The following is a 25537-nucleotide window of genomic DNA, read 5'->3' as shown; positions in this document are numbered from 1 at the left end:
GCCGCGTTGTGACTTGTTACATCGAAAAAACAAATTGTTTTTTCACGCTAATTTTTTCGCCAGTTTACGGCCTAACGTCTCGAGAATATAAATAACAGGGATCTGGGTCGTAATATCATAAACACCAGCAATGCGCGTTTGTGGCACATGCCAGGAGAGATTAAAGTCGGCCAGCTTTGCCAGTGCGGAGTGTTCATGGCTGGTAACAGACAGCACTTTACAGTTATGCAGGCTGAACTGGCTGGCAAAACGCAGGATCTCTGCCGTTTCTCCAGAGACAGAAAGCACGATCGCAAGGGCGTTTCTGGCCATATCATTGGTGACAGGGAAATAAGGATCATCAATATGGTTACTGAATTTCCCAACGTTTGAGAAAAAACGCGCGCCATATTTAGCCAGAGCCCCGGATGTTCCGGCACCGACGAATATAATTCGCTCGGAAGATAAAATAATTTCTACCGCGTGATCGAGTAATTTATCGAATTCGTCGTTATTCACACTTTTAAAAAAGCTGATAATCTCGCTGGCGCCAAAATTAACCTGTTGCGGTTCATTCTGCTCTAAATATAATTTAAACCGTACGCGAAACTCAGAGTAGCCATCACAGTTCAGTTTGCGGCAAAAGCGCAGCACCGTGGTGGTGGAAACCCCTGCCGCGTCAGCCAGTTCGCGAATGGTCATGTAGACGACGTTATCGCGGTTTTTGATGACATAGTTGTAGACCAACATCTCAAGATTGTTGAGACTGGCGATGGCAGCGTGGGAGAACATACTCACAATGGCAATACTCACTCATCAGACTTCATCTTCAGGAAATAATAACATGCAGCCAAACGACATTACTTTTTTTCAGCGCTTTCAGGATGACATTTTAGCGGGACGTAAAACGATTACCCTCCGGGACGCTTCAGAGTCTCATTTTAACGTGGGGGATGTTCTGCGTGTGGGGCGCTTTGAAGATGACGGCTATTTCTGCACGATAAAAGTCACAGGAACCTCTACCGTAACCCTGGACACGCTCAGTGAAAAACATGCGCAACAAGAAAACATGTCTCTTGATGAGCTGAAGCGGGTGATTACAGAAATTTACCCTGGGCAGTCACAATTTTATGTGATTGATTTTAAATGTCTTTAATTATTGAGAACAACTGTTAGTTGAAAAATATAATTTAATTACATGATTTATAATGATTATTTTAAATAAGGGATTTATTTGAGCTAACAGGTGTTCACTGGAACCATTCTCAGTTACGCTAGAGAGGCAATCACGAACGCGAACGTTTCTCTGGAGTAGGTCATGGTTGAAAAACCTTCAATAAAACAGGGATATTCTCTGGCAGAAGAAATAGCCAACAGCGTCAGCCACGGTATTGGCCTGGTATTTGGCATTGTGGGTCTGGTTCTGTTGCTGGTACAGGCTGCGGACAGCCATGCCAGTGTCACGGCGATTACCAGCTATAGCCTGTACGGCGGCAGCATGATTCTGCTGTTTCTCGCCTCTACGTTGTATCACGCAATCCCCCATCAGCGAGCGAAAGTGTGGTTGAAAAAATTCGACCATTGCGCGATTTACCTGTTAATTGCGGGCACTTACACACCGTTTCTGCTGGTAGGGTTGGATTCACCGCTGGCGCGCGGACTGATGATCGTCATCTGGAGCCTGGCGCTGCTTGGCATTCTGTTCAAGCTGACCATCGCGCATCGGTTTAAAGTGCTCTCGCTAGTAACATATCTGACGATGGGATGGCTGTCGCTGATTGTGGTGTATCAACTCGCAGTCAAACTGGCGGCAGGTGGCGTGACATTGCTGGCGGTCGGCGGCGTGATTTACTCGCTGGGTGTGATTTTCTACGTCTGCAAACGCATTCCCTATAACCATGCAATCTGGCACGGTTTTGTGCTGGGAGGCAGCGTCTGCCATTTCCTGGCGATTTATCTGTATGTCGGACAGGCATGAACCATTGTTGCCGGATGACGCTTACACGTATCCGGCCTGGAAAAGCTGATCGTAGGCCGGATAAGGCGTAAGCCGCTACCCGGCATTAATCCATTACTCTTCCAGCGAATATGGCAGCGGTTCAATGTGCAATGTGTTGGCATCGTCGCGGACACGAAATACGCTGTCGGCTTCCATGTCGTTGTTCATTACAACTTGTACCCGCAACCGGCCATCGTCTAACTGTACCGCTGCGAGAACCGTACCGGTACGACGCCAGTTTTCACCCATCTGCAGTTCAAGATCTTCTCCCGCTTCCGGCACCCGGCTGGCAATACCCACCAGAGACCACAGCGCCCGTTTGTTCGCGCCACGGAATTTCGCACGAGCAACCATCTCCTGACCGGTATAGCAGCCTTTCTTAAAGCTAATCCCCCCCAGTGCCTGGAGATTGGTTGCCTGGGGAATAAATTGTCCGCTATTTGCCGCGTCAATGACCGGGATTCCGGCTTCAATATCCAGCGCAAGCCACTGCTGGCTGTTGTTGAGCTCGGCTTCGCCATGCAATTTTTCGGTCAGCGCTTTTGCTGTGGCGACATCGGTTACCAGCAGGAAGCGCTCCGACGGATGTTCAAACCACAGCAACGTCGAAGCACCTTGCGTTACTACCGGTTTTTCGGCGTCCGGCAGTTCACTAAAGAGAGGCGCCAGCGCTGCGCGTGCCTGAAATCCAGCAACGCCAAGCAGAACGCATTCATCATCAGGCGCAATGACGACTTTAGAAAACACGGCGTACTTTTTCAGTTCAGTCAGTTGGGCATCGCGCAGACTACGGCGCTCAATCCAGGCAAACCCTTCGCCATCACGGAACAAACGAAGATTGCTCCACATCTTTCCTTTGGCATCGCAATGAGCGGCCAGGACATGCTGATGCTCTGTAAGTTGACTCACGTCGGCAGTGACCTGCCCCTGGATATATTTTTCGCAGTCTGCACCGGTAATGGTGGCCAGTGCCCAGTCATCTAATGTGATCAACGTCAGAGGCAAACGCGCCGACGTTGAAGGCTGACGAGGAGGAAAAGGTGTAAAAGCCATAATAATGTCCTGATTTGCTTAACGCCGTAATAATGACTAATGGTAAAAGAGCTATTGCCCATTGCAAGTGCTTTAGACATTCCATTTGTGCCCTTTCGTCTGCTTTGCGAAGCGTCATGCAAAATGGATGAAGCATTTGACTCAAAGTCTTTTTATTTAGCGATCGCGCTTCCGATGATGGAGATTCCCGCAAAAGAACATGAAAAACACGTTACAATAGCCGGGTACTTCATTTTCGCGAGACAGGAAGAAGAACATGGATATTAACAACAAAGCACGTATTCACTGGGCATGCCGTCGTGGTATGCGTGAGCTCGACATTTCCATCATGCCGTTTTTCGAACATGAGTACGATAACCTCAGTGATGATGAAAAACGCATTTTTATTCGTTTGCTGGAATGCGATGATCCGGATTTATTCAACTGGTTAATGAATCATGGTAAGCCGGCAGATGCAGAACTGGAGCAGATGGTGAGACTCATCCAGACACGGAATCGGGAACGTGGTCCTGTGGCAATCTGATTTACGCGTCTCCTGGCGCGCACAGTGGCTGTCCCTGCTTCTTCATGGGTTGGTCGCTGCATTGATTTTGTTGATGCCATGGCCATTAAGCTATACCCCTTTGTGGCTGATATTGCTCTCACTGGTGGTGTTCGATTGCGTGCGCAGCCAGCGACGTATCAATACCCGTCAGGGTGAGATTAAATTACTGATGGATGGGCGTTTACGCTGGCAGGGGCTGGAGTGGGCGATTCAGAGCACTCCCTGGATGCTCAAAACGGGCATGATGTTGCGCTTGCGCTCGGATAGCGGTCGACGTCAACATTTATGGCTGGCGGCAGATAGCATGGACGAAAAAGAATGGCGTGAGTTGCGTCGGGTAATGTTGCAGCAAACGGAACAAGAGAAACACTGACGAACGGGCGGAATGCCTGATTCGTCAGTGAGAAGCTTCAGAAAACGATCGTTTAACGGCTCTCTTTTCAGGAATAGTGTTCGGCCATTTCACTGAGAATTTGTTCGCACCAGACTTGAATGCGCTCGTCGCTAAGATCGTACTGATTGGTTTCATCCAGCGCCAGGCCGACAAACAGTTGCCCGTCGGCAATCACCGGTTTAGGGCTGGTGAACTCGTATCCTTCCGTGGGCCAGTAGCCGACAAATTTCACCCCTTTGGTGGCGAGTTTGTCATGCAGCATGCCAAGCGCATCCAGGAACCATTCACCGTATCCCAACTGGTCGCCCATGCCGTAAAGCGCGACGATTTTGCCTTCCAGATTGAGAGAGTCCAGTTGTTCCCAGACGGCTTCCCAGTCCTCCTGAATTTCACCGAAATCCCAGGTAGGAATACCTAAAATGAGCACATCGTACTGCTCCATTAAGGTGGGGGCGTCATCCTTGAGGTTGTGCAATGTCACCAGCTCGGGACCCAGAATATCGCGGATTTTTTCTGCCGCCATTTCGGTGTAACACGTGCTGGAACCGTAAAAAAGACCCATGTTCATTACGTAACATCTCGATTCTGCTGTAGCGTTGCGGGTAGTGTACCAGACTCGCTGCATTCACGGCACAATGAGGCATAATGCATCAAAAATGAGAGTGGAATAAGGGGCGAAAGTGGAACAGGATCTGGCACGCATTGAGCAGTTTCTTGATGCTCTGTGGCTGGAACGCAATCTGGCGGAAAATACGTTAAGCGCGTATCGTCGCGATCTGTCGATGGTGGTTGAATGGCTGCACCATCGCGGGGTATCGCTGGCGACGGTGCAAAGCGACGATCTGCAAGCCTTACTGGCGGAACGGATGGATGGCGGCTATAAAGCCACCAGTTCAGCACGCTTGTTAAGCGCCATGCGGCGTTTTTTCCAGCATCTTTACCGCGAAAAATTTCGTGAAGACGATCCGAGCGCGCAACTTGCGTCACCTAAACTTCCGCAGCGTTTGCCAAAAGATCTCAGTGAAGCGCAGGTTGAGCGTTTGCTGCAAGCGCCGCTGATTGAACAACCGCTGGAGCTGCGCGACAAAGCCATGCTGGAAGTGCTTTACGCAACGGGGCTTCGCGTCTCTGAACTGGTGGGGCTAACGATGAGCGACATCAGCCTGCGCCAGGGCGTTGTGCGGGTCATCGGTAAGGGGAACAAAGAACGGTTGGTTCCGCTGGGCGAAGAGGCGGTGTACTGGCTGGAAACGTATCTCGAACATGGTCGTCCCTGGTTGTTGAACGGTGTGTCGATCGATGTTTTGTTTCCCAGCCAGCGTGCGCAGCAGATGACACGCCAGACGTTCTGGCACCGAATTAAACACTATGCCGTGCTGGCGGGGATCGACAGCGAGAAATTGTCGCCACACGTTTTGCGTCATGCCTTTGCTACGCATTTGCTCAATCATGGCGCGGATTTGCGCGTTGTGCAGATGCTGCTCGGGCATAGCGATCTCTCGACGACGCAAATCTATACTCATGTCGCGACTGAGCGCTTGCGGCAACTTCATCAACAGCATCACCCCAGAGCGTGAATGCTGACAGGAAAGGATTGGTTATGAAAAAAAGTATTATGATGTTCACCCTGCTGGCGACGGCGTATGCGGGTATGGCACACGCCGACGACGCAGCGATTCGCCAGTCGCTGGCCAAACTGGGTGTACAGAGCACGGAGATTCAGTCGGCGCCGGTTGCCGGAATGAAAACGGTGATGACCAATAGCGGCGTACTGTATGTCACCGAAGATGGTAAACACATTATCCAGGGGCCGATGTATGACGTCAGCGGCGCCCATCCGGTAAACGTCACCAATAAATTGCTGATGAATCACCTGAACGAGCTGGAAAAAGAGATGATCGTCTATAAAGCGGCGCAGGAAAAACACGTCATTACCGTTTTCACCGACATCACCTGCGGCTACTGTCACAAGCTGCATGAAGAGATAAAAGACTATAACGCTCTGGGGATCACCGTGCGTTATCTGGCCTTCCCGCGCCAGGGGCTGGCCAGCCAGGCCGAGCAAGATATGAAGTCCATCTGGTGTGCAAAAGACAAAAATAAAGCCTTTGATGATGCGATGGCGGGTAAGAGTGTCGCCGCCGCCAGTTGCGATGTGAATATCGCTGATCATTATGCGCTGGGCGTGCAGTTTGGCGTCAGCGGTACACCGGCAATCGTGTTAAGCAACGGCTATGTCGTTCCCGGATATCAAGGCCCGAAAGAGATGAAAGCGTTTCTTGACGAGCACCAGAAACAGACCAGCGGTAAATAATTCGCGTGAAACAACAGATACAACTGCGTCGGCGTGAAGCCGATGAGACGGTGGAGCTTCCCGCTGATTTGCCGCCTTTGCTGCGCCGTTTGTACGCCAGCCGGGGAGTGCGTGGCGCGCAGGATCTTGAGCGTAGCGTTAAAGGCATGCTGCCGTGGCAGCAATTGAGCGGCGTCGAAAAGGCCGTTGAGATCCTCTATAACGCATTTCGAGAGGGCACCCGCATTATCGTTGTGGGCGACTTTGATGCGGACGGGGCGACCAGCACCGCGCTCAGCGTGCTCGGCATGCGCGCGCTGGGCTGTGACAACATCAGCTATCTGGTGCCTAATCGCTTTGAAGATGGTTATGGTTTAAGTCCAGAGGTGGTGGATCAGGCGCATGCCCGTGGCGCGCAATTGATCGTAACTGTCGATAACGGCATCTCCTCTCATATGGGCGTGGAGCATGCAAAAGCGCTGGGTATTCCTGTCGTCGTCACCGATCACCACCTGCCGGGCGATACACTGCCTGCCGCAGAGGCCATCATCAACCCGAATTTGCGCGACTGTACGTTTCCGTCTAAGTCATTGGCAGGCGTCGGCGTTGCGTTTTATTTGATGCTGGCGCTGCGGACTTTCCTGCGTGATAAAGGCTGGTTTGACGAGCGCGGCATTGCGCCGCCGAATCTGGCGGATCTGCTGGATCTGGTTGCGTTAGGGACGGTGGCGGACGTGGTGCCGCTCGATACGAATAACCGTATCCTGACATGGCAGGGGTTGAGCCGTATTCGGGCGGGCAAATGCCGTCCGGGTATTAAAGCGCTGCTGGAGATCTCAAATCGCGATCCGCAAAAACTGGCGGCCAGCGACCTGGGATTTGCGCTTGGGCCGCGACTCAATGCGGCGGGCCGGCTGGACGATATGTCCGTTGGCGTGGCGTTGTTGCTGTGCGACAACATTGGTGAAGCACGCGTACTGGCCAACGAACTTGATGCGCTGAATCAGACCCGCAAAGAAATAGAGCAGGGGATGCAGGCGGAAGCGCTGACGCTGTGCGAAAAACTGGAGCGCAGCGGCGAAACGCTGCCCGGCGGTCTGGCGATGTACCATCCCGAGTGGCACCAGGGGGTCGTTGGGATTCTGGCCTCTCGCATTAAAGAGCGTTTTCACCGCCCGGTGATTGCTTTTGCCCCTGCGGGCGACGGCACCCTAAAAGGGTCCGGCCGTTCGATTCAGGGACTGCATATGCGTGATGCGCTGGAGCGTTTAGACACGCTCTATCCGGGCATGATGCTGAAGTTTGGCGGCCATGCGATGGCGGCAGGATTATCTCTGGAGGAAGCCCAGTTTGAACGCTTCCAGCAACGTTTTGGCGAGCTGGTTACCGAGTGGCTTGATCCGGCGCTCTTGCAGGGTGAAGTGGTCTCCGATGGTCCACTGAGCGCAGATGAAATGACGATGGAAGTGGCGCAACTGTTGCGCGATGCCGGGCCGTGGGGGCAAATGTTCCCTGAACCGTTGTTTGACGGACGTTTTCGCCTGTTGCAGCAACGGCTGGTGGGTGAGCGTCATCTGAAGGTGATGGTCGAACCCGTCGGCGGTGGTCCATTGCTTGACGGTATTGCGTTTAACGTCGACACGGCGTGCTGGCCTGACAACGGTGTGCGCGAAGTGGAACTGGCCTACAAGCTGGATATTAACGAGTTCCGCGGCAATCGCAGCTTACAGATTATCATTGATAACATCTGGCCGATTTAGCATCACTTTCACTGTAATTAAAGGGCGAAATCCGCTAATATTCCGCCCTTATAACCGCATTTTGACTCGTCCAATAAAAGAAATCAGACCATGTTTGAAATTAATCCGGTAAATAACCGCATTCAGGACCTCACGGAACGCTCTGACGTTCTTAGGGGGTATCTTTGACTACGATGCCAAGAAAGAGCGTCTGGAAGAAGTAAACGCCGAGCTGGAACAGCCGGACGTCTGGAATGAACCCGATCGTGCTCAGGCACTGGGGAAAGAACGTTCTTCCCTTGAGGCTATTGTCGATACGCTCGATCAAATGTCACAGGGGCTGGAAGATGTTTCTGGCCTGTTGGAACTGGCTGTAGAAGCCGACGACGAAGATACTTTTAACGAAGCCGTAGCTGAACTCGATACGCTGGAAGACAAACTGGCGCAGCTGGAATTCCGTCGTATGTTCTCCGGTGAGTATGACAGCGCGGATTGCTACCTCGACATTCAGGCGGGTTCCGGCGGTACTGAAGCGCAGGACTGGGCAAGCATGCTGGAGCGTATGTATCTGCGCTGGGCAGAAGCGCGCGGTTTTAAAACAGAAATTATCGAAGAGTCGGAAGGTGAAGTGGCAGGGATCAAATCCGTGACCATTAAAATCTCTGGCGATTACGCGTATGGCTGGTTGCGTACCGAAACTGGCGTTCACCGCCTGGTGCGTAAGAGCCCCTTCGACTCGGGCGGTCGTCGCCATACGTCGTTTAGCTCTGCATTTGTTTACCCGGAAGTGGACGATGATATCGATATCGATATCAACCCGGCGGACCTGCGTATCGACGTCTATCGCGCATCTGGCGCGGGCGGTCAGCACGTTAACCGTACGGAATCTGCGGTGCGTATCACCCACATTCCAACCGGGATTGTTACCCAGTGCCAGAACGACCGTTCCCAGCACAAAAACAAAGACCAGGCCATGAAGCAGATGAAAGCGAAGCTTTATGAACTGGAAATGCAGAAGAAGAATGCCGAGAAACAGGCGATGGAAGACAATAAATCCGACATCGGCTGGGGTAGCCAGATTCGTTCATATGTCCTTGATGACTCCCGCATTAAAGACTTGCGTACCGGGGTTGAAACCCGTAACACGCAGGCGGTGCTGGATGGCAGCCTGGATCAATTTATCGAAGCAAGTTTGAAAGCAGGGTTATGAGGAACCAACATGTCTGAACAACACGCACAGGGCGCTGACGCGGTAGCCGATCTTAATAATGAACTGAAAACGCGCCGCGAGAAGCTGGCTGGCCTGCGCGAGCAGGGTATCCCGTTCCCGAATGATTTCCGTCGCGATCACACCTCAGACCAACTGCATGCTGACTTCGACGCGAAAGAAAACGAAGAACTGGAAGCGCTGAACATCGAAGTGTCCGTAGCGGGTCGTATGATGACTCGTCGCATCATGGGTAAAGCGTCGTTTGTTACGCTGCAAGACGTCGGCGGCCGCATTCAGCTGTATGTTTCCCGTGACGATCTGCCGGAAGGCATCTACAACGAGCAGTTCAAAAAATGGGATCTCGGCGACATCCTCGGCGCGAAAGGTAAGCTGTTCAAAACCAAAACGGGTGAACTGTCGATCCATTGCACCGAGCTGCGTCTGTTGACCAAAGCGCTGCGCCCGCTGCCGGATAAATTCCACGGTCTGCAGGATCAGGAAGCACGTTACCGTCAACGTTATCTGGATCTCATCTCTAACGATGAATCCCGCAACACCTTTAAAGTGCGTTCACAGATCATGGCGGGTATCCGTCAGTTCATGGTGGGCCGTGGCTTTATGGAAGTAGAAACCCCGATGATGCAGGTGATCCCTGGTGGTGCCGCAGCACGCCCGTTCATCACCCATCATAATGCGCTGGATCTGGATATGTACCTGCGTATCGCGCCGGAACTGTATCTGAAGCGTCTGGTGGTAGGTGGTTTCGAACGTGTATTCGAGATCAACCGTAACTTCCGTAACGAAGGGATCTCCGTTCGTCATAACCCAGAGTTCACCATGATGGAACTCTATATGGCGTATGCGGACTACAAAGACCTGATCGAACTGACCGAATCCCTGTTCCGTACGCTGGCGCAGGACGTTCTGGGTACCACTGAAGTGCCTTACGGTGATGAAGTGTTCGACTTTGGCAAACCGTTCGAAAAACTGACCATGCGTGAAGCCATCAAGAAATATCGTCCGGAGACGAATATGGCGGATCTGGACAGTTTCGACTCTGCTAAAGCGATTGCCCAAAGCATCGGCATCAAGATTGAGAAGAGCTGGGGTCTGGGCCGTATCGTGACCGAGATCTTTGAAGAAGTGGCGGAAGCGCATCTGATTCAGCCGACCTTCATCACGGAATATCCGGCGGAAGTTTCTCCTCTGGCGCGTCGTAACGATGAAAACCCAGAAATTACTGACCGCTTTGAATTCTTCATCGGTGGCCGTGAAATCGGTAATGGCTTTAGCGAGCTGAACGATGCCGAAGATCAGGCTCAGCGTTTCCTGGATCAGGTTAACGCCAAAGATGCGGGTGATGACGAAGCGATGTTCTACGACGAAGACTATGTGACCGCTCTGGAACACGGTTTGCCGCCGACGGCGGGCTTGGGCATTGGTATCGACCGTATGGTTATGCTGTTCACCAACAGCCATACCATCCGCGACGTGATCCTGTTCCCGGCGATGCGTCCGGTTAAATAAACCTCACGGCGTCAGATAAAACCAACCCCGGCAAATGCGTCGGGGTTTTTTATTTTTGACGGCAGTATTTTAACAAGGCTTCACACGCTGCACCGTTCGACGCCTGCATCACCATCCACGGACTAAAAGCCCACGGCGTAGCGCCAATCCCCTCCAGAACACTCTCCAGAGCACTCCACTGGTACTCCATCACCTCATCGTTATTTACGCTGAGTTCGCTGACCATTCGTGCCGCATAGACCGGGCACACTTCGTTCTCCACGATCCCGTTTGGATCGGCTGCACGGTAACGAAACGCAGAATACACGGGGATCAAACTGGCGATCTCCACGCCTAACTCAAAACGGCAGCGTCGAATAATAGCCTCTTCAGTGCTTTCTCCTTGCTGTGGATGGCCACAAACCGAATTCGTCCAGACGCCTGGCCACGCTTTTTTCGATAGCGAGCGGCGAGTGACCAGAAGCTGGCCCTGTGTATTGAACAACCAGCAAGAGAAGGCGAGATGCAAAGGGGTATTGAGGGTGTGCCCTGCATATTTTTCCAGCGTACCGGAAGGATTATCCTGCTCATCCAATAAAATGATGTGTTCCTGTTGCATGAATGTCTCGCCGTGAATTTTAAAGACACATCATTATAGGGTATGAAATATCGCGACAGAATGATTAATAACTAATGTACGTGAGTCTGTGGCATTCGACTTCCGCATTCAGGGGGCGGATGTCGAGACCAAGGGGAAAATATCAAAAAAAACCGTTATCCGGTAAACCGTCGGAAAATCTGGAGGCTCACAAACCGTACTGTTTAATTTTTCGGTATAGCGTGGCGATACTGATCCCCAATTCTGCCGCCGCTTGTTTCTTACCCTCAACGCTTGATCCAAATCGTTGTATGCCGTTTTCAATGGCGTCCCTTTCCGTTTGTCTTCCCTGGTCGGAAAGCTGGCGAGGTTGAGTCTGTATGGCGGTTTTTCTGCCGTCAGCTGCGGTAAGCAGGTAAGGAGGCAGATGACTCGCGTTGATCCCGGCAGCTTCTCCGCGCATGACAAAAATATATTCAATGACGTTTCGTAATTCACGAATGTTGCCGGGCCAGTGCCAGGTATACAGGCGGTTGATAACATCATCAGGTAGCTTTTGTGGGGGGCGCTGGTAGCTTGCTGAGAACTCGTCCGCAAAATTTTGCGCCAGGACGGCGATATCGGCGCGTCGCTCCCTCAGAGAAGGGAGCACAAGAGGGACCACGTTTAGTCGATAGAAAAGATCTTCACGAAACTGATTATTCTCGACCATCGCATTAATGTTTTTATTAGTCGCCGCAATAATACGTACATCAATATCGATGATGTTGTTCGAACCAACACGGGTGATTGTTTTTTCTTGCAGAACTCTGAGCAATTTGGCTTGCAGATGAAGCGGCATGTCGCCGATCTCATCCAGGAATAAGCTACCGCCGTTGGCCAGTTCAAATTTACCCATTCGTCCTTTGGGATCAGCGCCGCTGAATGCACCGCGAACGTAACCAAAAAGCTCGCTTTCCAGCAACTGCTCGGGTATGGCTGCGCAGTTGATCGTCACGAAAGGAGCGACTTTACGCGGGCTGCTCTGATGGATGGCAAATGCTACAACCTCTTTCCCGGACCCACTCTCCCCGGTGATAAGAACGCTGGCGTAACTGTTAGCGATTTTGCCAATGGTACTCCTGAGCTGTTCCATTGAGGGGGAATGGCCGATCAGGCGTACCTGAGTGTCAAATTCATAGGGGGAAGTGGCGATAGTGCTGAGATAGTCTCGTGCATCGCGAAAGATGACCATGGTTAACCGATCATTATCCTGCGATGACAGTGAAATTTGTTTGCACAGCACATGGTGTTTTTGTCCTTCAAGCGTCAGCCACGCTTCTTCATCACCATACAAACTGTCGCCGGTTGTCTCAATGGTAAGGGGCAACCCCTGAACCTCGCGGTTGAGAATGCGATCGGCTGAACGGTTGGCATGCCAGATGCGGCTATTACCATCGATAGCGACTACGCCGCGATCCATGGCATCAATCAGAAGACGAAATGCCCCCAGCGTCTCCTGCGCGCGCAACCGCTCCAGACATTCAAAGACCTTACTTGAGATCATGACGGCGATTTGTTCAATGAAAGTGACAAATTTATCAATCTGACTCAGCAAAGTTTCACGCTGTGCCTGCGTTGAGCAAATAATCCCGATCACCCCAATGACGCGATTATTGAGAAAAATAGGAGCATTCAAATCAAGCATTTCTGAACAATAGTGGTGTTTTTCACAGAGCTGGCAGAGCGGATGTTCACCAGGGTTTTTGATCAACACCGTTTCGCGCACTTGCAGAACATGACGATAGATATAGCCATTTTTAGCCACATTTTCATTGAGCATATGCCGGTATTTCCCGGTGCCAGCTATGCGCGTTAAAGATTCATCAATGATTTCAACATCCGTACCGGTAATGCCGGAAATAGCGTCGGCATAATTGCAGATATCATCCTGAATATTACTGAGTACTGAAATCATGATACATCTCCGGCAGGGCTGCGAATTTCTCAGGGGGAATGATAAATATGCGAATTGCTGCCAGGTTGATTTGCGTAAAATCAATTTATTGCTTTGTTTTTAGATGTGTTTTTTATTTTCTCTTCTGCGATCACACTATTTATCATCTGTGAGAATTTATCAAAGTGACTCGATAAACTCAGTAGACTATTTTGGCTGAGTAAGTTGTTGCTCTATTTTTTAATTTGTTTAAATTCAATGTTTTATTAAAAAATATCCATAATTTTGTCATGTTGTCAAAAACTGGTAAGCATTTTGCTTTTACGGAATACCGCTCGCTTAAATCTCTCTGTATGACATCGATTACAGGGAATGAAATACCAGGACAATGAGGCTCTATGATGCAGGAAAAATTATCATTTTTTATCAACCAGACGCCGTTTACCGAGCACCCCGATGCGCCACTGGCGCCGTTTAGTCACCAGGAGTTGGTAAAAGCGCTGAATTTTCATCGTTCTATCCCAGGTTATGCCCCGACGCCGCTGTATTCGTTACCAGCACTCTCACAGAAACTGGGCGTTAAAAATATTTACCTTAAGGATGAATCTCAACGTTTTGGCCTCAAAGCCTTTAAAGCACTGGGGGGAGCCTATGCGATGGCATGCCATATCGCGGAATTAGTGGGCAAGGATATCAGTGAATTACCCTTTGGCGTGATGACCAGCGAAGAAGTGCGTCACGACCTGAAGACCGTGACATTTGCGACCACCACCGATGGCAACCACGGTCGTGGCGTGGCATGGATGGCGCGTCAACTGAAGCAAAATGCCGTGGTCTACATGCCGAAAGGTTCTTCGCAGCAGCGTCTGACGTCTATTCGCAATGAAGGGGCGACAGCAGAAATCGTTGATATGAACTATGACGATGCCGTGCGTATGACCGCAGAGCAGGCTGAAAAACATGGCTGGATCGTGGTGCAGGATACTGCCTGGGAAGGATACGAAAAGATCCCGCTGTGGATTATGCAAGGCTACGGCACCCTGATGCTGGAAGCGATGGATCAGCTTCACCAGGTTGCTCCGACACACGTGTTCGTTCAGGCGGGCGTCGGCTCGTTTGCCGGAATGGTTCAGGGAATGGTGACGGCGGCCTGGGGAGATAATCGCCCGAAAGTGATCGTTGCTGAGGCATTAATTGCCGATTGTCTTTACCGCTCAGCGCTGGCGAAAGAGGGCGATGCGGTGGCGGTTGGTGGTGATTTGCAGACCGTTATGGCCGGACTTGCCTGTGGGGAAGCCAACAGCATCGGCTGGAAACTGCTGCGTGATTATGCCGCTGCATTCGCCTCCTGTCCTGATGAAGTGGCGGCGCTGGGTATGCGCATGTTGGGCAACCCGTTAGCGGGCGATCCGCAGATTACTTCTGGTGAATCAGGGGCTGTGACCACGGGTCTTCTGGCATTGTTGATGACCTCGCCTGCACTGGCGCAAACGCGTGAACAACTGGGGTTGGATGAACATTCTCGCGTGCTGTTGATAAGCACGGAAGGGGATACCGACCCGCAACAATATCTGGATATTGTCTGGGGCGGTCAGTACCCGGGCATCAACTAATAAATTCCTGATTGAAAGTAATAACGGAGAAAACCCATGTTATCTGCAAACCGTATTGAAGAAGTGATTAAGAATTGCCAGGCACTGATCCAGCAGAAAAGTTATTCCGGTCAGGAAGGGGAAGTGGTTAATGCAATAAAAACAATGATGGAGCATTACCAGTTTGATGACATCCATGTTGATAAATACGGCAATATCGTCGGCGGTATTATTGGCAATCATCCAGGGAAAACGCTGGTGCTGGATGGACATATTGATACTGTGCCGGTGAATGAAGAGAAGTGGACCCGCAATCCGTATGGCGGCGACATTGAAGATGGCAAAATTTATGGGCGTGGCACAACGGACATGAAAGGTGCCGTGGCGGCGATGATCTCTGCCGTTGGATTTTTTGGCCAGGATAATAATCGTGATTTTGCCGGTAAAATTTATGTCGCCTGTATCGTACATGAAGAGTGTTTTGAAGGCATTGCCGCCCGTTTGGTCAGCGAACGTTATAAACCTGACTATGTAATTATCGGGGAAGCGTCGGAATTAAACCTGAAAATTGGCCAGCGTGGCCGCGCTGAAATTGTTGTCGAAACGTTTGGCAAACCAGCCCACTCCGCTAATCCGCAGGCCGGTATTAACGCGGTGTACAAAATGGCGCAGCTGATCGACAAAATTCGCACCATCACTCCGCCAACTCACCCGGTGTTAGGGCCAGGCATTCTGGAACTGACAGACATTAAATCCTCGCCGTATCCAGGTGCGTCCGTTGTGCCAGATTACTGCCGTGCGACCTACGATCGTCGTCTGCTGGTAGGCGAAACCAAAGAAAGCGTCATTGCGCCTCTGGAAAATGCACTTGCTGAACTGGTTGCGCAGGACCCGCAGTTCAAGGCCAGCGTCTCCTACGCCGTGGGCCAGGAGTCTTGCTATACCGGCGCCATCATCGAAGGAGAGCGTTTCTTCCCTGGGTGGGTTTACGAAGAGTCCGATGAATTTGTTCAGGCCGCCCTGGCTGGCGTTCGCGCGGCAGGATTTGAACCCACCATCACACAGTACTCATTTTGCACTAACGGTAGCCACTATGCGGGCGAAGCGGGAATCAAAACCATCGGTTTTGGACCTTCTCGCGAAAATCTGGCGCACACCATTGATGAGTTTATCGAGATTGATCAACTGACCGGTTCGGCCAGCGGTTATTACAGCATTATCAAGACACTGTATCGTCATTAAAAAATAAAGATAAAACCCTCTTACCCTACAGGTGGTGCCGTTAATCGGCACCGTAATGGAGAATAACGATGAAAACCATTTTCAAAAACGGAAATGTGATCGATGGGACGGGCTGTGAAGGCAGGATAGCCGATGTGATGGTTGATGACGGCCGTATTGTGGCGATCGGACAAATTGAAGCCGGCGTAAATGAACAGGTGATTGATGCGACGGGGAAAATAATTTGTCCGGGTTTTATTGATACGCACACCCATTCCGATTTATCGGCGATTATTAATCCCGCGCTGTCTGCGAAAATTCGTCAGGGTATTACCACCGAATTGCTGGGACAGGATGGCGTAGCACTTGCGCCGTTACCGGAGGAATATATTCCGGCCTGGCGAAAGAATATTGCCGGACTGGATGGTGATACTGACAAAATTGACTGGAAATATAAAGATACGGACGGTTATCTCAACCTGCTGGCATCCCGACACCCAGCCACGAACCTCGCGTATCTGGTTCCACATGGCAACGTGCGCATGGAAGCGATGGGACTGGATGGGCGTCCTTCTACTCGTGAAGACGTGGCGAAGATGTGCGAAATCCTTGAGCGGGAGTTAAAAGCGGGGGCGTTTGGCCTTTCCACTGGGCTTATCTATATGCCTTGTGCCTTTGGTGATACCGCTGAAATGATTGAACTGTGTAAAGTCACGGCGAAATACAACGGGATCTTTGTTGTACACCAACGCAGCGAAGCTGATGACATCATCAACTCCACACAGGAACTGATTGATATAGCCAAAGCAACCGGCGTCTGGCTGCACATTTCACATATGAAAGTGTGTGGTAAGAAAAACTGGGGACTTATCGATCAGATGCTGGGGATGCTGGAGCAGGCGCAGGAAGAGGGCATTCGCATCTCATACGACCAGTACCCCTATGTGGCGGGCAGCACGATGCTTGGCGTGATTCTGCCACCGTGGGTGCACTCTGGCGGAACAGACAAGTTACTTGAGCGTCTGGCTTCGCCTGAATTACGCGCCAAAATGATCGCTGATATTCAACAGGGCATTCCTGGCTGGGATAACTTTATTGATTTTGCAGGTCTGGACCAGATTTTTGTCACCAGCGTCAAAACAGAAAAAAATCAGGATGCTGTCGGTCTCAACCTGGTTCAGTTGGGTGAGTTGCGCGGTAAAGATCCCTACAACGCCACGTTTGATCTGTTGTTTGAAGAAGAAAACGCCGTCGGGATGGTTGATTTCTATGGCACAGAAGAACACGTCATTAAGTTCCTCTGCCGACCAGAACAGAACGTGTGTACTGACGGTTTGATGGGGGCTGGTAAACCTCACCCGCGCGTGTTCGGCGCATTTCCCCGCGTACTCGGTAAATATGTACGGGAAGAGGGATGCCTGAGTTGGGAGGCGGCTATCCGTAAGATGACTGGAAAACCTGCTGAAGTGCTGGGTCTGCAGGATCGTGGATTGCTCAAAGTGGGATACGCCGCAGATATTGTGATGCTTGATCCTAATACCATTACTGATAAGGGCACATTTGTTGAACCCAATCAGTATCCGGAAGGGATTGAAATGGTCATGGTTAATGGACGCATTGCATTAATCAATGGCATAGAAAGTTATGCCTGTAGCGGTAACGTTATTAGAAAACAAAACTAATAAATAACGTTAAATAAACACAAATCTATCGCAGCCATTTATGGCCTGCGATAGATAACAACACCCCAAGGACATACCATGAACCTACAAACCTCTTTACCTTCCGGTAAAACAAAGACCTGGAAAGCAAGATATACAGTATTGTCATTAATTTGGCTGGCATGGTTACTTTCTTTTCTCGATAGAATGGTCATGAGCGTTTCATTACCTTATATTGGCAAAGATTTAAATCTTGATACGACACAACAAGGTTTAATTATTAGTGCCTTCTTCATTGGCTATGCCGCATTTCAAATCCCTGGCGGTTTACTGGCGGATAAATTTGGATCACGTAAAATAATGGCCATTGGTATTGCCTGGTGGTCTATTTTTACTAGCTTAACAGGCGCAGTGCTTACGCTTCCCTTAATGTTGGCCGTTCGCTTTTTATTTGGTGTAGGTGAGGGCTGTTTCCCGTCAGCTTCCTGGAAGATGATTTCGACCTATTTCCCATCTAAAGAACGCGGTCGTGCAACGGCAATTCAGTCAACGGTGAATACGTTAGGCCCAGCGCTGGCAGTTGTTGTCGCCGCGAGTATTATTGGGGCGTTTGGCTGGCACATGGTCTTTATCGTACTGGGTATTCCCGGCCTGTTTATTGCTGCTGGCATCTACTTATTCACCCGTGACAACCCGAAAGATCATCCCGCTATTACGCAGCAGGATCTGAAGGAACTGGCCGCTGACGATCAAGGCAGTTTGCAAAATACAGGCTCCGTCGCATTCAAGGACGTGTTAAAAATGCCTGTACTTTGGCAGATGGCAAGCATCTGGTTCTTGTTTGATATTACCTTCTGGGGTTTTTCTACCTGGTTACCAAGCTACCTCATTACTGTACGTGAATTCTCTCTGGCGAAAACCGGCGTTATGGCGGCAATTCCTTTCCTGTTTGGCGCATGTGGGACATTGTTAGGTGGGTATTGCTCAGACAAATTCAAACCACAGCGCAAAATGCTGTACGTCATAACGTCTGTTATTGCGGCGGGTTTCCTGTACCTGACCTTCAGCGTAAGCAGCGCGGATATGGCAGTCGTTTATCAGTGTATTTCAGCCCTGTTTATGTTTTTCGCTATGGCGACATTCTGGGGTATTTTGATGGATACCATCCCCAACAAAATCATGGGCAGAGCTTCCGGCATCGTTAACTTTGGCGGGCAGATGGCAGGGGTTGTTTCAGCGCCAGTCATCGGATGGCTGATCCAAAGCAGCGGCGGAAGCTATAACAGTGCATTTATTTTTATGATTGCTGCACTGATAGGTTCGGCACTGGTCACACTGACAGTAAAAAGTTCGCATTCTTTAGGTGCTATACCCAGTAAGGCCTAATTAATGTCTATCCCCTGTGGTTCTGGCATTTAAGCGCTGCAGGGGGTCTCAACCCAGGGGGAAATATTTAACGTGTTGATCATATTCTAAGAACACTCTTTTGGCGCGTGCCTTGAATGACTAAAATTGACGAAAAATCCCCGTTTTGTGAACCGACTGAATTGGTTATAAACATGGTCTGGGAATAACGCTCAGTATCCTCGCTATTGGTCGAACGCTCCAACCTGATTATGCGTATTGTGTCTGCAAGCCTTGCTTGTAATGAAATTCTTCACTTGAATCATTATATTTTCAAATAAAGAGAACAGTATAATTATGAGTTCTTATAATGCAGTATTAGCAAGAAATACCGAAAATGCGCCTAAAGATTTAGGTCCATATTCACAAACGGTTGCATTCTCTCATTATAATAATTTTTCAGCACAACTCCCTGTTGATCCAAAAACGGGTAAACTGGTTTCTGGTGGTATAAAAGAGCAAGCTGAACAGTGCCTTAAAAATATCAAGTCTATCGTGGACAGTATCAACCATGTTATGAATGATGTCGTGAGAATCACGGTCTTTGTCAAAAATATAAAGGATCTTGACGCTGTAGACGAAATTTATAAGTCATACTTCCCAACCTATGTACCTGCGCGCACGATCGCTGCAGTTGCTGCATTACCAATGGATGCGTTGGTACAAGTTGAAGCATTGATTTCAAATGGTGAAGGCACCATTCCCAACGAGCCACAAACGGGTGACCTAATAAAACTCACTAATAATTCACCTAATGCACCAATGAACGTTCTGTCTACTCAAACAGTAGCTTTTTCTCATTACAACAATCTTTCAGCCCAATTACCTGTTGATCCAATATCGGGTAAATTAGTCACTGGTGGCGTAAAAGAACAAACAGTACAGTGCTTAAAAAATATCAAAGCAATTTTGAACAGTATTGATGTTTCGTTTGACGATATTGTTAAAATTAATATCTTCATAAAAAATATCTCTGATATAAATTCTGTAAATGAAGTTTATACTACATTTTTCCCAGACTCCTCTATCGCGCGGGCCGCAGCTTATTTACCCGCTCGCACAATCATTGCTGTATCAGCTTTACCCCTGGATGCTCTCGTGCAAATCGAAGCCGTTGTGTCACACGGTGATGGTACTCCTCCACAAGCTGTCGAAGACAGGCATGGGTTGATAATAGAAGCAAACAATACCGTAAATGCCCCAATAAGTTCATCGCACACACAGACTGTGGCGTTCTCTCATTACAATCACCTCTCAGCACAATTACCATTAGACCCAAAAACAGGTGTATTAGTCTCAGGTGGAGTAAAAGAACAGACTCAACAGTGCTTAAAAAATATAAAAACCATCGTTGAAAGTATCGACCACACGTTAGATGATGTGGTTAAAGTTAATATTTTTCTTAAGCATATTTCTGATATTGGTTCTGTCGATGCTGTTTACACAACGTTCTTCCCTGACGGCGTTCCTGCACGCAGAATAGTGGGTGTACCAGAATTACCTCATGATGCGTTAATCCAGATCGATGTCGTTGTCGCAAACGAAGAAGGCACACCACCAAAAGCATAATAAATGCTTATGAGTAAATACCATTAGTATAAAAGAGTCTTTGTTTATACTAATGGTAAATACACAATCACAAATCCCACTGCTTCAAAGCAGAGAAATACTTTCACGGGAATGCTGCTATTGGTTCTTCCTGCACATCCTCTTTATGGCCAAAACCACCAACGACATACGGTTAGATAATCCGAACGCGCGGCTTCGGAATACTACCCGCCGTACAATATGGGAGATCCTGGAGACGATTGACATCCGGGAGTCCTCTTCTATCCGGGCAAATAAGCTCGCGCTTTCCATTTCCCAGGTAAGAACGGCCAGTATCCCAGGCAGATTTTTGGCCTGGTCTCAGTTGATGCTGGCGGCATAACCATGGTCGATAGGGCTACGAGCGTATTTCGATAACATAATCATTAGTGTATCGAACTCACCCGGTGACCTTCGCAATGGTATCTACGCGCATGCATGATTCCCGCGTTGCCACTGGCGTCCCCTTGATTTGAACATTGGGTTCAGAAGGCCATGTCTTCGTCATATCAGGTAAGAATTACGCCAAAAGTGGAAATGGGCGGAAGAATGTCAGGGAAATGTGATGATGTTAAAAATATAAATCTGCCATGATGGGAATTACCGCAGAGTTATGCCTGGCCCACTTATCATTATGAGTTTAATCAAATCATTGTGATACATGGGTGTAAGGTCGTGAGACCGCTCATCAAGATCCTTTCCGGATGCAATACATTGGGCATCCGGCTTCTGGCTGTTATTATATAGCGTCTGGAAATATTGCGAGGAATGGTTTTGAGCGCGGGATGCCTGAACAAAAATAGCCTGAGTATTGCGATGTTACTGTGCGCAGGGTTGCTATTAGCCGGTTGCTCCAGCGATCAATCCTCTGATGCGGGCAGCTATTCTGGTTCTGTTTATACTGTGAAGCGAGGGGATACGCTCTATCGCATTTCGCGTGTGACGGGAACCAGCGTTAAGGAAATCGCGCGTCTTAACGGAATTTCACCGCCCTATACCATCGAAGTAGGGCAAAAACTGAAAGTCAGCGGCGGGGCTAACAAAAACAGCACCGCATCAAGCAAAACGACGAAGAAATCCTCGACAAAAACGGCTGCGGTCACACCGTCTTCTGCGGTGGCGAAGTCTTCCTGGCCTCCGGTGGGGCAACGATGCTGGGTATGGCCTGCCAGCGGTAAAGTGATTCTGCCGTATTCGACTGCGGATGGCGGTAATAAAGGGATTGATATTTCCGCCGCGCGTGGAACACCTGTCTATGCGGCGGGGGCTGGGAAGGTGGTGTATGTCGGCAACCAATTACGTGGTTACGGCAACCTTGTCATGATTAAGCATAATGAGGAATACATCACTGCGTATGCTCATAACGACACGATGCTGGTGAATAACGGGCAAAGCGTGAAAGCCGGGCAGAAAATCGCCACGATGGGGAGTACTGACGCCGCTTCTGTACGGCTGCATTTCCAGATTCGCTATCGCGCCACGGCAATCGATCCGCTGCGATATTTACCGCCACAAGGGAGTAAACCCAAATGCTGACGGCGAATTAATCGCCAGTCAGTGTGAGAGTCCCTTGCTAACAAGAGCGTAAGGTTTATAATGCCTTACGCAATTCAAAGCGGGCGTAGTTCAATGGTAGAACGAGAGCTTCCCAAGCTCTATACGAGGGTTCGATTCCCTTCGCCCGCTCCAAAACCTTTCTTAAATCACTCCAACTGACTGAATCCTCAGAGATACGGCTTAAAACCTTCCAATAGTTTTACTCACTGTAACCAACACTGTGACTAACTTTGTTGAAGTAGTGAGCAGACCTAAGGTCTCAGTACATGCTCAATTCAAGAACCTACCTTTATCAGCGTAACGGTGTCTTTTACATCCGTCTTAGGATGAAGACCACGGGTCGCCTGACCGCTTCGCTTCCTTCTCACAACCGTTATAAACTAGCGTCAGTATCACTACGGACTAAGGACAGACGCACCGCTATGGCTCACTCTCGGCACATCAAGTCAGCACTGAAGGCAATACACGCAGACAACCCTAGCGCGTCCTATGAGGAACTACGGGAGCATCTGAAGACCATTGTTGAGTGGGAACTTAGTGTCAGCCGTGATGACCTGAACGACCCTGAGTCCTACCAGCTTTACGTTGACCAGTACGATGACATTAAGTCCAACCTTCGGGAAGCTGTAGCGACTGAGCGTCTGACTGTAGACCAGCATCGCTATATCAATGACGTTATCGGTGTGCTTAAGGCCTGTCAGGATAGACTCAAGGGTGATAGCTCTGGCCTGTTGTCTTACCTTGAGCCTGAGACCAGTAGTCTAAGACCGTCTGTCTCCTTATCTGTATCATCGGAGCCTGAAGTCCCTGAACCTAAAGCACTGACCCTCGCGTCTCTCATTGAGCAGTACGAGCAGGAGAACGCCCAGAACTGGAAGCCAGCGACCCTGAGCGAGAACCGAGCGTCTCACTCTACGTTAATCGAGATATTCGACTATCTGGATATTCAGGACGTCAGCAAGGCGACCCGTGCAGATATGCTTAGGGTCCGTGAAGTCCTCCAACTGTTACCGAAGAACCGCAAACAACGCTTTAAGGCTATGCCGCTGTCTGACCTGCTGAACCGGGAGTCTAAGACTGACTGTCTGGATGTCGTTACCATCAACAATAAATACCTTATCAAGATGGCTGCTGTGTTTAAGTGGGCGGTACGCAACGACCTGATAGCTAAGAACCTGACAGAAGGTCTTGAGCTGAAAGTCCCGCAGCGTAAAGCCTCCGACGCTCGTGATGCGTTCAGTCCTGAGCAGGTCGGGCAACTACTGGTAGCCGCTAAAGCGTACTCGCAGAAGAACTCAGGTAAGCCATACCATTATTACGTCACCGCTCTGGCTGCGATTACAGGTGCGAGACTTAACGAGGTGGCCCAACTTCAGGTCAAAGACGTCAGGACCACTGAGGCTGGGACCGTTTTTATCGATATCAACGAAGACGATAGCAGCCTGCCGGGTAAGAGTATCAAGAACGCCCACAGTGACCGCTGTGTCCCGCTGGTCGATGGCGCTTATGGTTTTGTATTGGCTGACTTTATGTCGCTTGTGGAAGACCGTAGAAAGACTATGGGTGATAATGCTATGGTATTCGATGGCCTCAAGCTGATGAAGAATGGCTACGGTGAGCAGGTAAGCAAATGGTTTAACCGGACCTTGTTACCAAAAGTTCTCGCTGACCGTAGCGGCTTAGCGTTTCACTCGTTTAGACATACAGTTGCGACCCAGTTAAAACAACATGGGGTCGAGTTAGCGTATGCTCAGGCGATTATGGGTCATAGCTCAGGGTCTATAACTTACGACCGTTACGCTAAAGAGGTCGAGGTGGATAGATTGGTTAATGTGATGGCAGGTGTTGCTAGGGGGAAATAGATGCAGAGATCAACACAACCAAGGATTGAGCTTGAAAGGGCTGAGAGGGCTTTGTTAGGAATGAAATCCTCAACGTCATTAGATGAATTTGAGGAATATTGGCGATACTTTTTAACCCACTTAGAAAGAGTATGGAATAAAAGTGTTAATCATTTCTCGAAAAGTGGAAAGTGGCAATCTTGGCATGGTAAATATCTTAGTGCGAGACGAAAGGATCAATTGCTTTCATATCTTATAAATGCCCGAGGAGCAGAGGAGCACACAGTGGAAAGCATTATTACAAGATCCCCTGAAGGCTGGGGTATTATGCCGCCTGAGCCTTACGGAGAAATGAGGATTAGAACTTTTACAGATGAGTCTGGAAATTACGTCATGCAAACGACTCCCGGATCAAAGGTGGTTTTTTTTCCTTCGGAAACACAGTTGCTCCCGGTAACGAATAGAGGGAGAACTTATGATGTGCCTCGAAAACACTTAGGTGAGGATATCGTTCCTGAAGATATTCCGTCACTAGCAGATAAAGCCCTTTTATTTTATAGAGGCTTTCTGGATGATGCAGAAAAATATTTTTATGGTTAGTTTTTTTTCGGGTAAAGCACTTAACTATCACTATAGGAAGATCTGATACTGAGCGTATTTATTCTGCCACTGGTTTAAGCGTAAGGTTGGCCTGTTCGTCCTCTGACAATATACCCTCACTATAGGGGGAGACCTAAGTCCCCCCATCTTAATAGCAGTCACGACCCGCACACGCATTCATTAAGTCTCAGGCTTCCGGCAGCGGACCCGATTGGAAACCATCCGCAGACGCCTAGTGTTAAATCACCTTGGCCTGAGACCATTCTCCTTTAACGTAGCAATCTCTCTCCTTTGACAGGCGGAGAACATTAGACCTCAGCGGAACTTCCGTCTATGAGACCATCGGTGTGCGAGATTGTGAAGAACCAAGACATCATTGCTGAGGTCTACCATCCATTGTGGACAGGCGGAAACTCAAAGAGGTTAGACCAGTAGTGGTGTCTGAGGTTGGACTTTGAGCCCTGACCAGCAGGCTGGAGGAGACCATGAGTTTATCTTGTTATGGATTGTGTTATCACAATTCCAATAAAGAGAACTTTAAGTCCAGCCTCCAGTCCTGTCAGCCCGAAGTAAACTATGGTCGCTATGATGTGGTCTCCATGCTTCGGGTCTAACTGGAGGTCAGATTATGGCCTTATCAGGTAGCAAATCTTATACCCTCACTATAGGGAATGGACCCTTAGCTATCACTATAGGGACCATACATTCCGCCTCTGGTCTTGATGCGTCAAGTTATGCGGAAGCTCTCCCGACATTAAGTCTTTCTCCATACCAAGGCTAGCAAGACAGCCTCTGTCAGACTCCCAGCCCGTTAGCGTTCTCG

Annotated in this window: 23 protein-coding genes, 1 tRNA gene and 1 pseudogene; 19 read left to right on the top strand and 6 right to left on the bottom strand. The window is 49.5% G+C overall.

What is annotated here, in order from left to right:
- Nucleotides 1-42: 42 nt before the first annotated feature.
- The gene (locus NNO04_RS06060) at nucleotides 43-771 is read right to left on the bottom strand and encodes a MurR/RpiR family transcriptional regulator (protein ID WP_271443963.1); all 729 of its coding nucleotides are present in this window, start codon (nucleotides 769-771) and stop codon (nucleotides 43-45) included.
- Nucleotides 772-823: 52 nt separating this feature from the next.
- Here NNO04_RS06060 and yqfB point away from each other — a divergent pair, with 52 nt between their 5' ends.
- Both yqfB and trhA read left to right on the top strand, forming a co-directional pair.
- Nucleotides 824-1135 (top strand): N(4)-acetylcytidine aminohydrolase, encoded by a 312-nt coding sequence (gene yqfB, locus NNO04_RS06055; protein ID WP_271443907.1) that lies wholly within the window; start codon nucleotides 824-826, stop codon nucleotides 1133-1135.
- A gap of 162 nt (nucleotides 1136-1297) precedes the next feature.
- Nucleotides 1298-1957 (top strand): PAQR family membrane homeostasis protein TrhA, encoded by a 660-nt coding sequence (trhA, locus tag NNO04_RS06050; protein WP_192613408.1) that lies wholly within the window; start codon nucleotides 1298-1300, stop codon nucleotides 1955-1957.
- Between the two features lie 93 nt (nucleotides 1958-2050).
- Here trhA and ygfZ read toward each other — a convergent pair whose 3' ends face one another.
- Nucleotides 2051-3031, bottom strand: a complete 981-nt coding sequence (gene ygfZ, locus NNO04_RS06045; protein WP_271443906.1) for a tRNA-modifying protein YgfZ — start codon at nucleotides 3029-3031, stop codon at nucleotides 2051-2053.
- 39 nt (nucleotides 3032-3070) lie between these two features.
- On the opposite strand from ygfZ, the gene NNO04_RS06040 reads away from it, so the two are divergent.
- Genes NNO04_RS06040 through NNO04_RS06030 form a run of 3 tightly spaced genes read left to right on the top strand, consistent with a single transcriptional unit; the run spans nucleotide 3071 to nucleotide 3948 of the window.
- The gene (locus tag NNO04_RS06040) at nucleotides 3071-3298 is read left to right on the top strand and encodes a hypothetical protein (RefSeq protein WP_271443905.1); all 228 of its coding nucleotides are present in this window, start codon (nucleotides 3071-3073) and stop codon (nucleotides 3296-3298) included.
- The gene (sdhE, locus tag NNO04_RS06035) at nucleotides 3288-3554 is read left to right on the top strand and encodes an FAD assembly factor SdhE (RefSeq protein WP_271443904.1); all 267 of its coding nucleotides are present in this window, start codon (nucleotides 3288-3290) and stop codon (nucleotides 3552-3554) included. The genes NNO04_RS06040 and sdhE overlap by 11 nt, the downstream gene beginning before the upstream one ends.
- On the top strand, nucleotides 3535-3948 hold the full coding sequence (locus NNO04_RS06030) for a protein YgfX (protein WP_271443903.1): 414 nt from the start codon (nucleotides 3535-3537) through the stop codon (nucleotides 3946-3948). The genes sdhE and NNO04_RS06030 overlap by 20 nt, the downstream gene beginning before the upstream one ends.
- Before the next feature lie 67 nt (nucleotides 3949-4015).
- Here NNO04_RS06030 and fldB read toward each other — a convergent pair whose 3' ends face one another.
- Nucleotides 4016-4537 (bottom strand): flavodoxin FldB, encoded by a 522-nt coding sequence (gene fldB / locus NNO04_RS06025; RefSeq protein WP_192613405.1) that lies wholly within the window; start codon nucleotides 4535-4537, stop codon nucleotides 4016-4018.
- Nucleotides 4538-4649: 112 nt separating this feature from the next.
- Here fldB and xerD point away from each other — a divergent pair, with 112 nt between their 5' ends.
- From xerD to lysS, 5 genes are all read left to right on the top strand, one after another.
- Nucleotides 4650-5546, top strand: coding sequence for a site-specific tyrosine recombinase XerD (xerD, locus tag NNO04_RS06020; RefSeq protein ID WP_192613404.1), 897 nt, complete (start codon nucleotides 4650-4652; stop codon nucleotides 5544-5546).
- A 23-nt stretch (nucleotides 5547-5569) separates the two neighbouring features.
- Nucleotides 5570-6283, top strand: coding sequence for a bifunctional protein-disulfide isomerase/oxidoreductase DsbC (dsbC, locus tag NNO04_RS06015; protein WP_271443902.1), 714 nt, complete (start codon nucleotides 5570-5572; stop codon nucleotides 6281-6283).
- 5 nt (nucleotides 6284-6288) lie between these two features.
- Nucleotides 6289-8022, top strand: coding sequence for a single-stranded-DNA-specific exonuclease RecJ (gene recJ / locus NNO04_RS06010; RefSeq protein WP_271443901.1), 1734 nt, complete (start codon nucleotides 6289-6291; stop codon nucleotides 8020-8022).
- A gap of 90 nt (nucleotides 8023-8112) precedes the next feature.
- A protein-coding gene (prfB, locus tag NNO04_RS06005; RefSeq protein WP_271443900.1) for a peptide chain release factor 2 occupies nucleotides 8113-9211 on the top strand; the annotation gives its coding sequence in 2 pieces (ribosomal slippage) (nucleotides 8113-8187 and nucleotides 8189-9211; 1098 coding nt in all).
- A 9-nt stretch (nucleotides 9212-9220) separates the two neighbouring features.
- Nucleotides 9221-10738, top strand: coding sequence for a lysine--tRNA ligase (gene lysS, locus NNO04_RS06000; protein ID WP_271443899.1), 1518 nt, complete (start codon nucleotides 9221-9223; stop codon nucleotides 10736-10738).
- A gap of 49 nt (nucleotides 10739-10787) precedes the next feature.
- On the opposite strand, the gene idi is transcribed toward lysS, so the two are convergent.
- Both idi and NNO04_RS05990 read right to left on the bottom strand, forming a co-directional pair.
- Complete coding sequence (idi, locus tag NNO04_RS05995) at nucleotides 10788-11336, bottom strand: isopentenyl-diphosphate Delta-isomerase (RefSeq protein ID WP_271443898.1); 549 nt, start codon at nucleotides 11334-11336, stop codon at nucleotides 10788-10790.
- A gap of 187 nt (nucleotides 11337-11523) precedes the next feature.
- Entirely contained in the window at nucleotides 11524-13272 is a 1749-nt protein-coding gene (locus NNO04_RS05990) for a sigma-54 interaction domain-containing protein (RefSeq protein WP_271443897.1), read from the bottom strand.
- 380 nt (nucleotides 13273-13652) lie between these two features.
- Between NNO04_RS05990 and dpaL the strand changes: the two genes are divergently transcribed.
- The 5 genes from dpaL to NNO04_RS05965 all read left to right on the top strand — a co-directional run bounded on the left by dpaL (nucleotide 13653) and on the right by NNO04_RS05965 (nucleotide 20698).
- Nucleotides 13653-14864, top strand: coding sequence for a diaminopropionate ammonia-lyase (gene dpaL, locus NNO04_RS05985; protein ID WP_271443962.1), 1212 nt, complete (start codon nucleotides 13653-13655; stop codon nucleotides 14862-14864).
- A 36-nt stretch (nucleotides 14865-14900) separates the two neighbouring features.
- On the top strand, nucleotides 14901-16085 hold the full coding sequence (locus tag NNO04_RS05980; protein WP_271443896.1) for a YgeY family selenium metabolism-linked hydrolase: 1185 nt from the start codon (nucleotides 14901-14903) through the stop codon (nucleotides 16083-16085).
- Between the two features lie 68 nt (nucleotides 16086-16153).
- A complete protein-coding gene (locus NNO04_RS05975; RefSeq protein WP_271443895.1) occupies nucleotides 16154-17746 on the top strand; it encodes an N-acyl-D-amino-acid deacylase family protein in 1593 nt (530 codons plus the stop codon).
- A 78-nt stretch (nucleotides 17747-17824) separates the two neighbouring features.
- Complete coding sequence (locus NNO04_RS05970) at nucleotides 17825-19111, top strand: MFS transporter (RefSeq protein ID WP_271443894.1); 1287 nt, start codon at nucleotides 17825-17827, stop codon at nucleotides 19109-19111.
- 315 nt (nucleotides 19112-19426) lie between these two features.
- Nucleotides 19427-20698 (top strand): RidA family protein, encoded by a 1272-nt coding sequence (locus NNO04_RS05965; RefSeq protein WP_271443893.1) that lies wholly within the window; start codon nucleotides 19427-19429, stop codon nucleotides 20696-20698.
- A gap of 342 nt (nucleotides 20699-21040) precedes the next feature.
- Here NNO04_RS05965 and NNO04_RS22875 read toward each other — a convergent pair.
- A pseudogene (locus NNO04_RS22875) lies at nucleotides 21041-21224 on the bottom strand (hypothetical protein); the annotation flags it as partial.
- 266 nt (nucleotides 21225-21490) lie between these two features.
- On the opposite strand from NNO04_RS22875, the gene actS reads away from it, so the two are divergent.
- From actS to NNO04_RS05945, 4 genes are all read left to right on the top strand, one after another.
- Nucleotides 21491-22252 carry an amidase activator ActS gene (actS, locus tag NNO04_RS05960; RefSeq protein WP_271443892.1) on the top strand — a complete coding sequence of 254 codons (762 nt, stop codon included), beginning with the start codon at nucleotides 21491-21493 and terminating at the stop codon, nucleotides 22250-22252.
- Nucleotides 22253-22331: 79 nt separating this feature from the next.
- A tRNA-Gly gene (locus NNO04_RS05955) sits at nucleotides 22332-22405 on the top strand.
- A 134-nt stretch (nucleotides 22406-22539) separates the two neighbouring features.
- Complete coding sequence (locus tag NNO04_RS05950; RefSeq protein WP_271443891.1) at nucleotides 22540-24135, top strand: site-specific integrase; 1596 nt, start codon at nucleotides 22540-22542, stop codon at nucleotides 24133-24135.
- On the top strand, nucleotides 24136-24714 hold the full coding sequence (locus NNO04_RS05945; protein ID WP_001189830.1) for a hypothetical protein: 579 nt from the start codon (nucleotides 24136-24138) through the stop codon (nucleotides 24712-24714).
- Nucleotides 24715-25537: the final 823 nt, after the last annotated feature.

The organism is Citrobacter sp. Awk 4 (assembly GCF_028069725.1).
Taxonomy (GTDB): Bacteria; Pseudomonadota; Gammaproteobacteria; order Enterobacterales; family Enterobacteriaceae; genus Citrobacter_D.
This window is presented reverse-complemented; position numbering and strand designations above follow the sequence as displayed.

What these genes read in the sequence shown, in the direction of transcription:
- NNO04_RS05965 (WP_271443893.1), top strand. Translation starts at nt 19,427, where the DNA reads ATGAGTTCTTATAATGCAGTATTAGCAAGAAATACCGAAAATGCGCCT.
- ygfZ (WP_271443906.1), bottom strand. Translation starts at nt 3,031, where the DNA reads ATGGCTTTTACACCTTTTCCTCCTCGTCAGCCTTCAACGTCGGCGCGT.
- NNO04_RS05980 (WP_271443896.1), top strand. Translation starts at nt 14,901, where the DNA reads ATGTTATCTGCAAACCGTATTGAAGAAGTGATTAAGAATTGCCAGGCA.
- dpaL (WP_271443962.1), top strand. Translation starts at nt 13,653, where the DNA reads ATGCAGGAAAAATTATCATTTTTTATCAACCAGACGCCGTTTACCGAG.
- NNO04_RS05990 (WP_271443897.1), bottom strand. Translation starts at nt 13,272, where the DNA reads ATGATTTCAGTACTCAGTAATATTCAGGATGATATCTGCAATTATGCC.
- idi (WP_271443898.1), bottom strand. Translation starts at nt 11,336, where the DNA reads ATGCAACAGGAACACATCATTTTATTGGATGAGCAGGATAATCCTTCC.
- NNO04_RS05950 (WP_271443891.1), top strand. Translation starts at nt 22,540, where the DNA reads ATGCTCAATTCAAGAACCTACCTTTATCAGCGTAACGGTGTCTTTTAC.
- dsbC (WP_271443902.1), top strand. Translation starts at nt 5,570, where the DNA reads ATGAAAAAAAGTATTATGATGTTCACCCTGCTGGCGACGGCGTATGCG.
- sdhE (WP_271443904.1), top strand. Translation starts at nt 3,288, where the DNA reads ATGGATATTAACAACAAAGCACGTATTCACTGGGCATGCCGTCGTGGT.
- NNO04_RS06060 (WP_271443963.1), bottom strand. Translation starts at nt 771, where the DNA reads ATGTTCTCCCACGCTGCCATCGCCAGTCTCAACAATCTTGAGATGTTG.
- NNO04_RS05975 (WP_271443895.1), top strand. Translation starts at nt 16,154, where the DNA reads ATGAAAACCATTTTCAAAAACGGAAATGTGATCGATGGGACGGGCTGT.
- fldB (WP_192613405.1), bottom strand. Translation starts at nt 4,537, where the DNA reads ATGAACATGGGTCTTTTTTACGGTTCCAGCACGTGTTACACCGAAATG.
- NNO04_RS06040 (WP_271443905.1), top strand. Translation starts at nt 3,071, where the DNA reads ATGGTAAAAGAGCTATTGCCCATTGCAAGTGCTTTAGACATTCCATTT.
- trhA (WP_192613408.1), top strand. Translation starts at nt 1,298, where the DNA reads ATGGTTGAAAAACCTTCAATAAAACAGGGATATTCTCTGGCAGAAGAA.
- lysS (WP_271443899.1), top strand. Translation starts at nt 9,221, where the DNA reads ATGTCTGAACAACACGCACAGGGCGCTGACGCGGTAGCCGATCTTAAT.
- yqfB (WP_271443907.1), top strand. Translation starts at nt 824, where the DNA reads ATGCAGCCAAACGACATTACTTTTTTTCAGCGCTTTCAGGATGACATT.
- NNO04_RS05970 (WP_271443894.1), top strand. Translation starts at nt 17,825, where the DNA reads ATGAACCTACAAACCTCTTTACCTTCCGGTAAAACAAAGACCTGGAAA.
- NNO04_RS05945 (WP_001189830.1), top strand. Translation starts at nt 24,136, where the DNA reads ATGCAGAGATCAACACAACCAAGGATTGAGCTTGAAAGGGCTGAGAGG.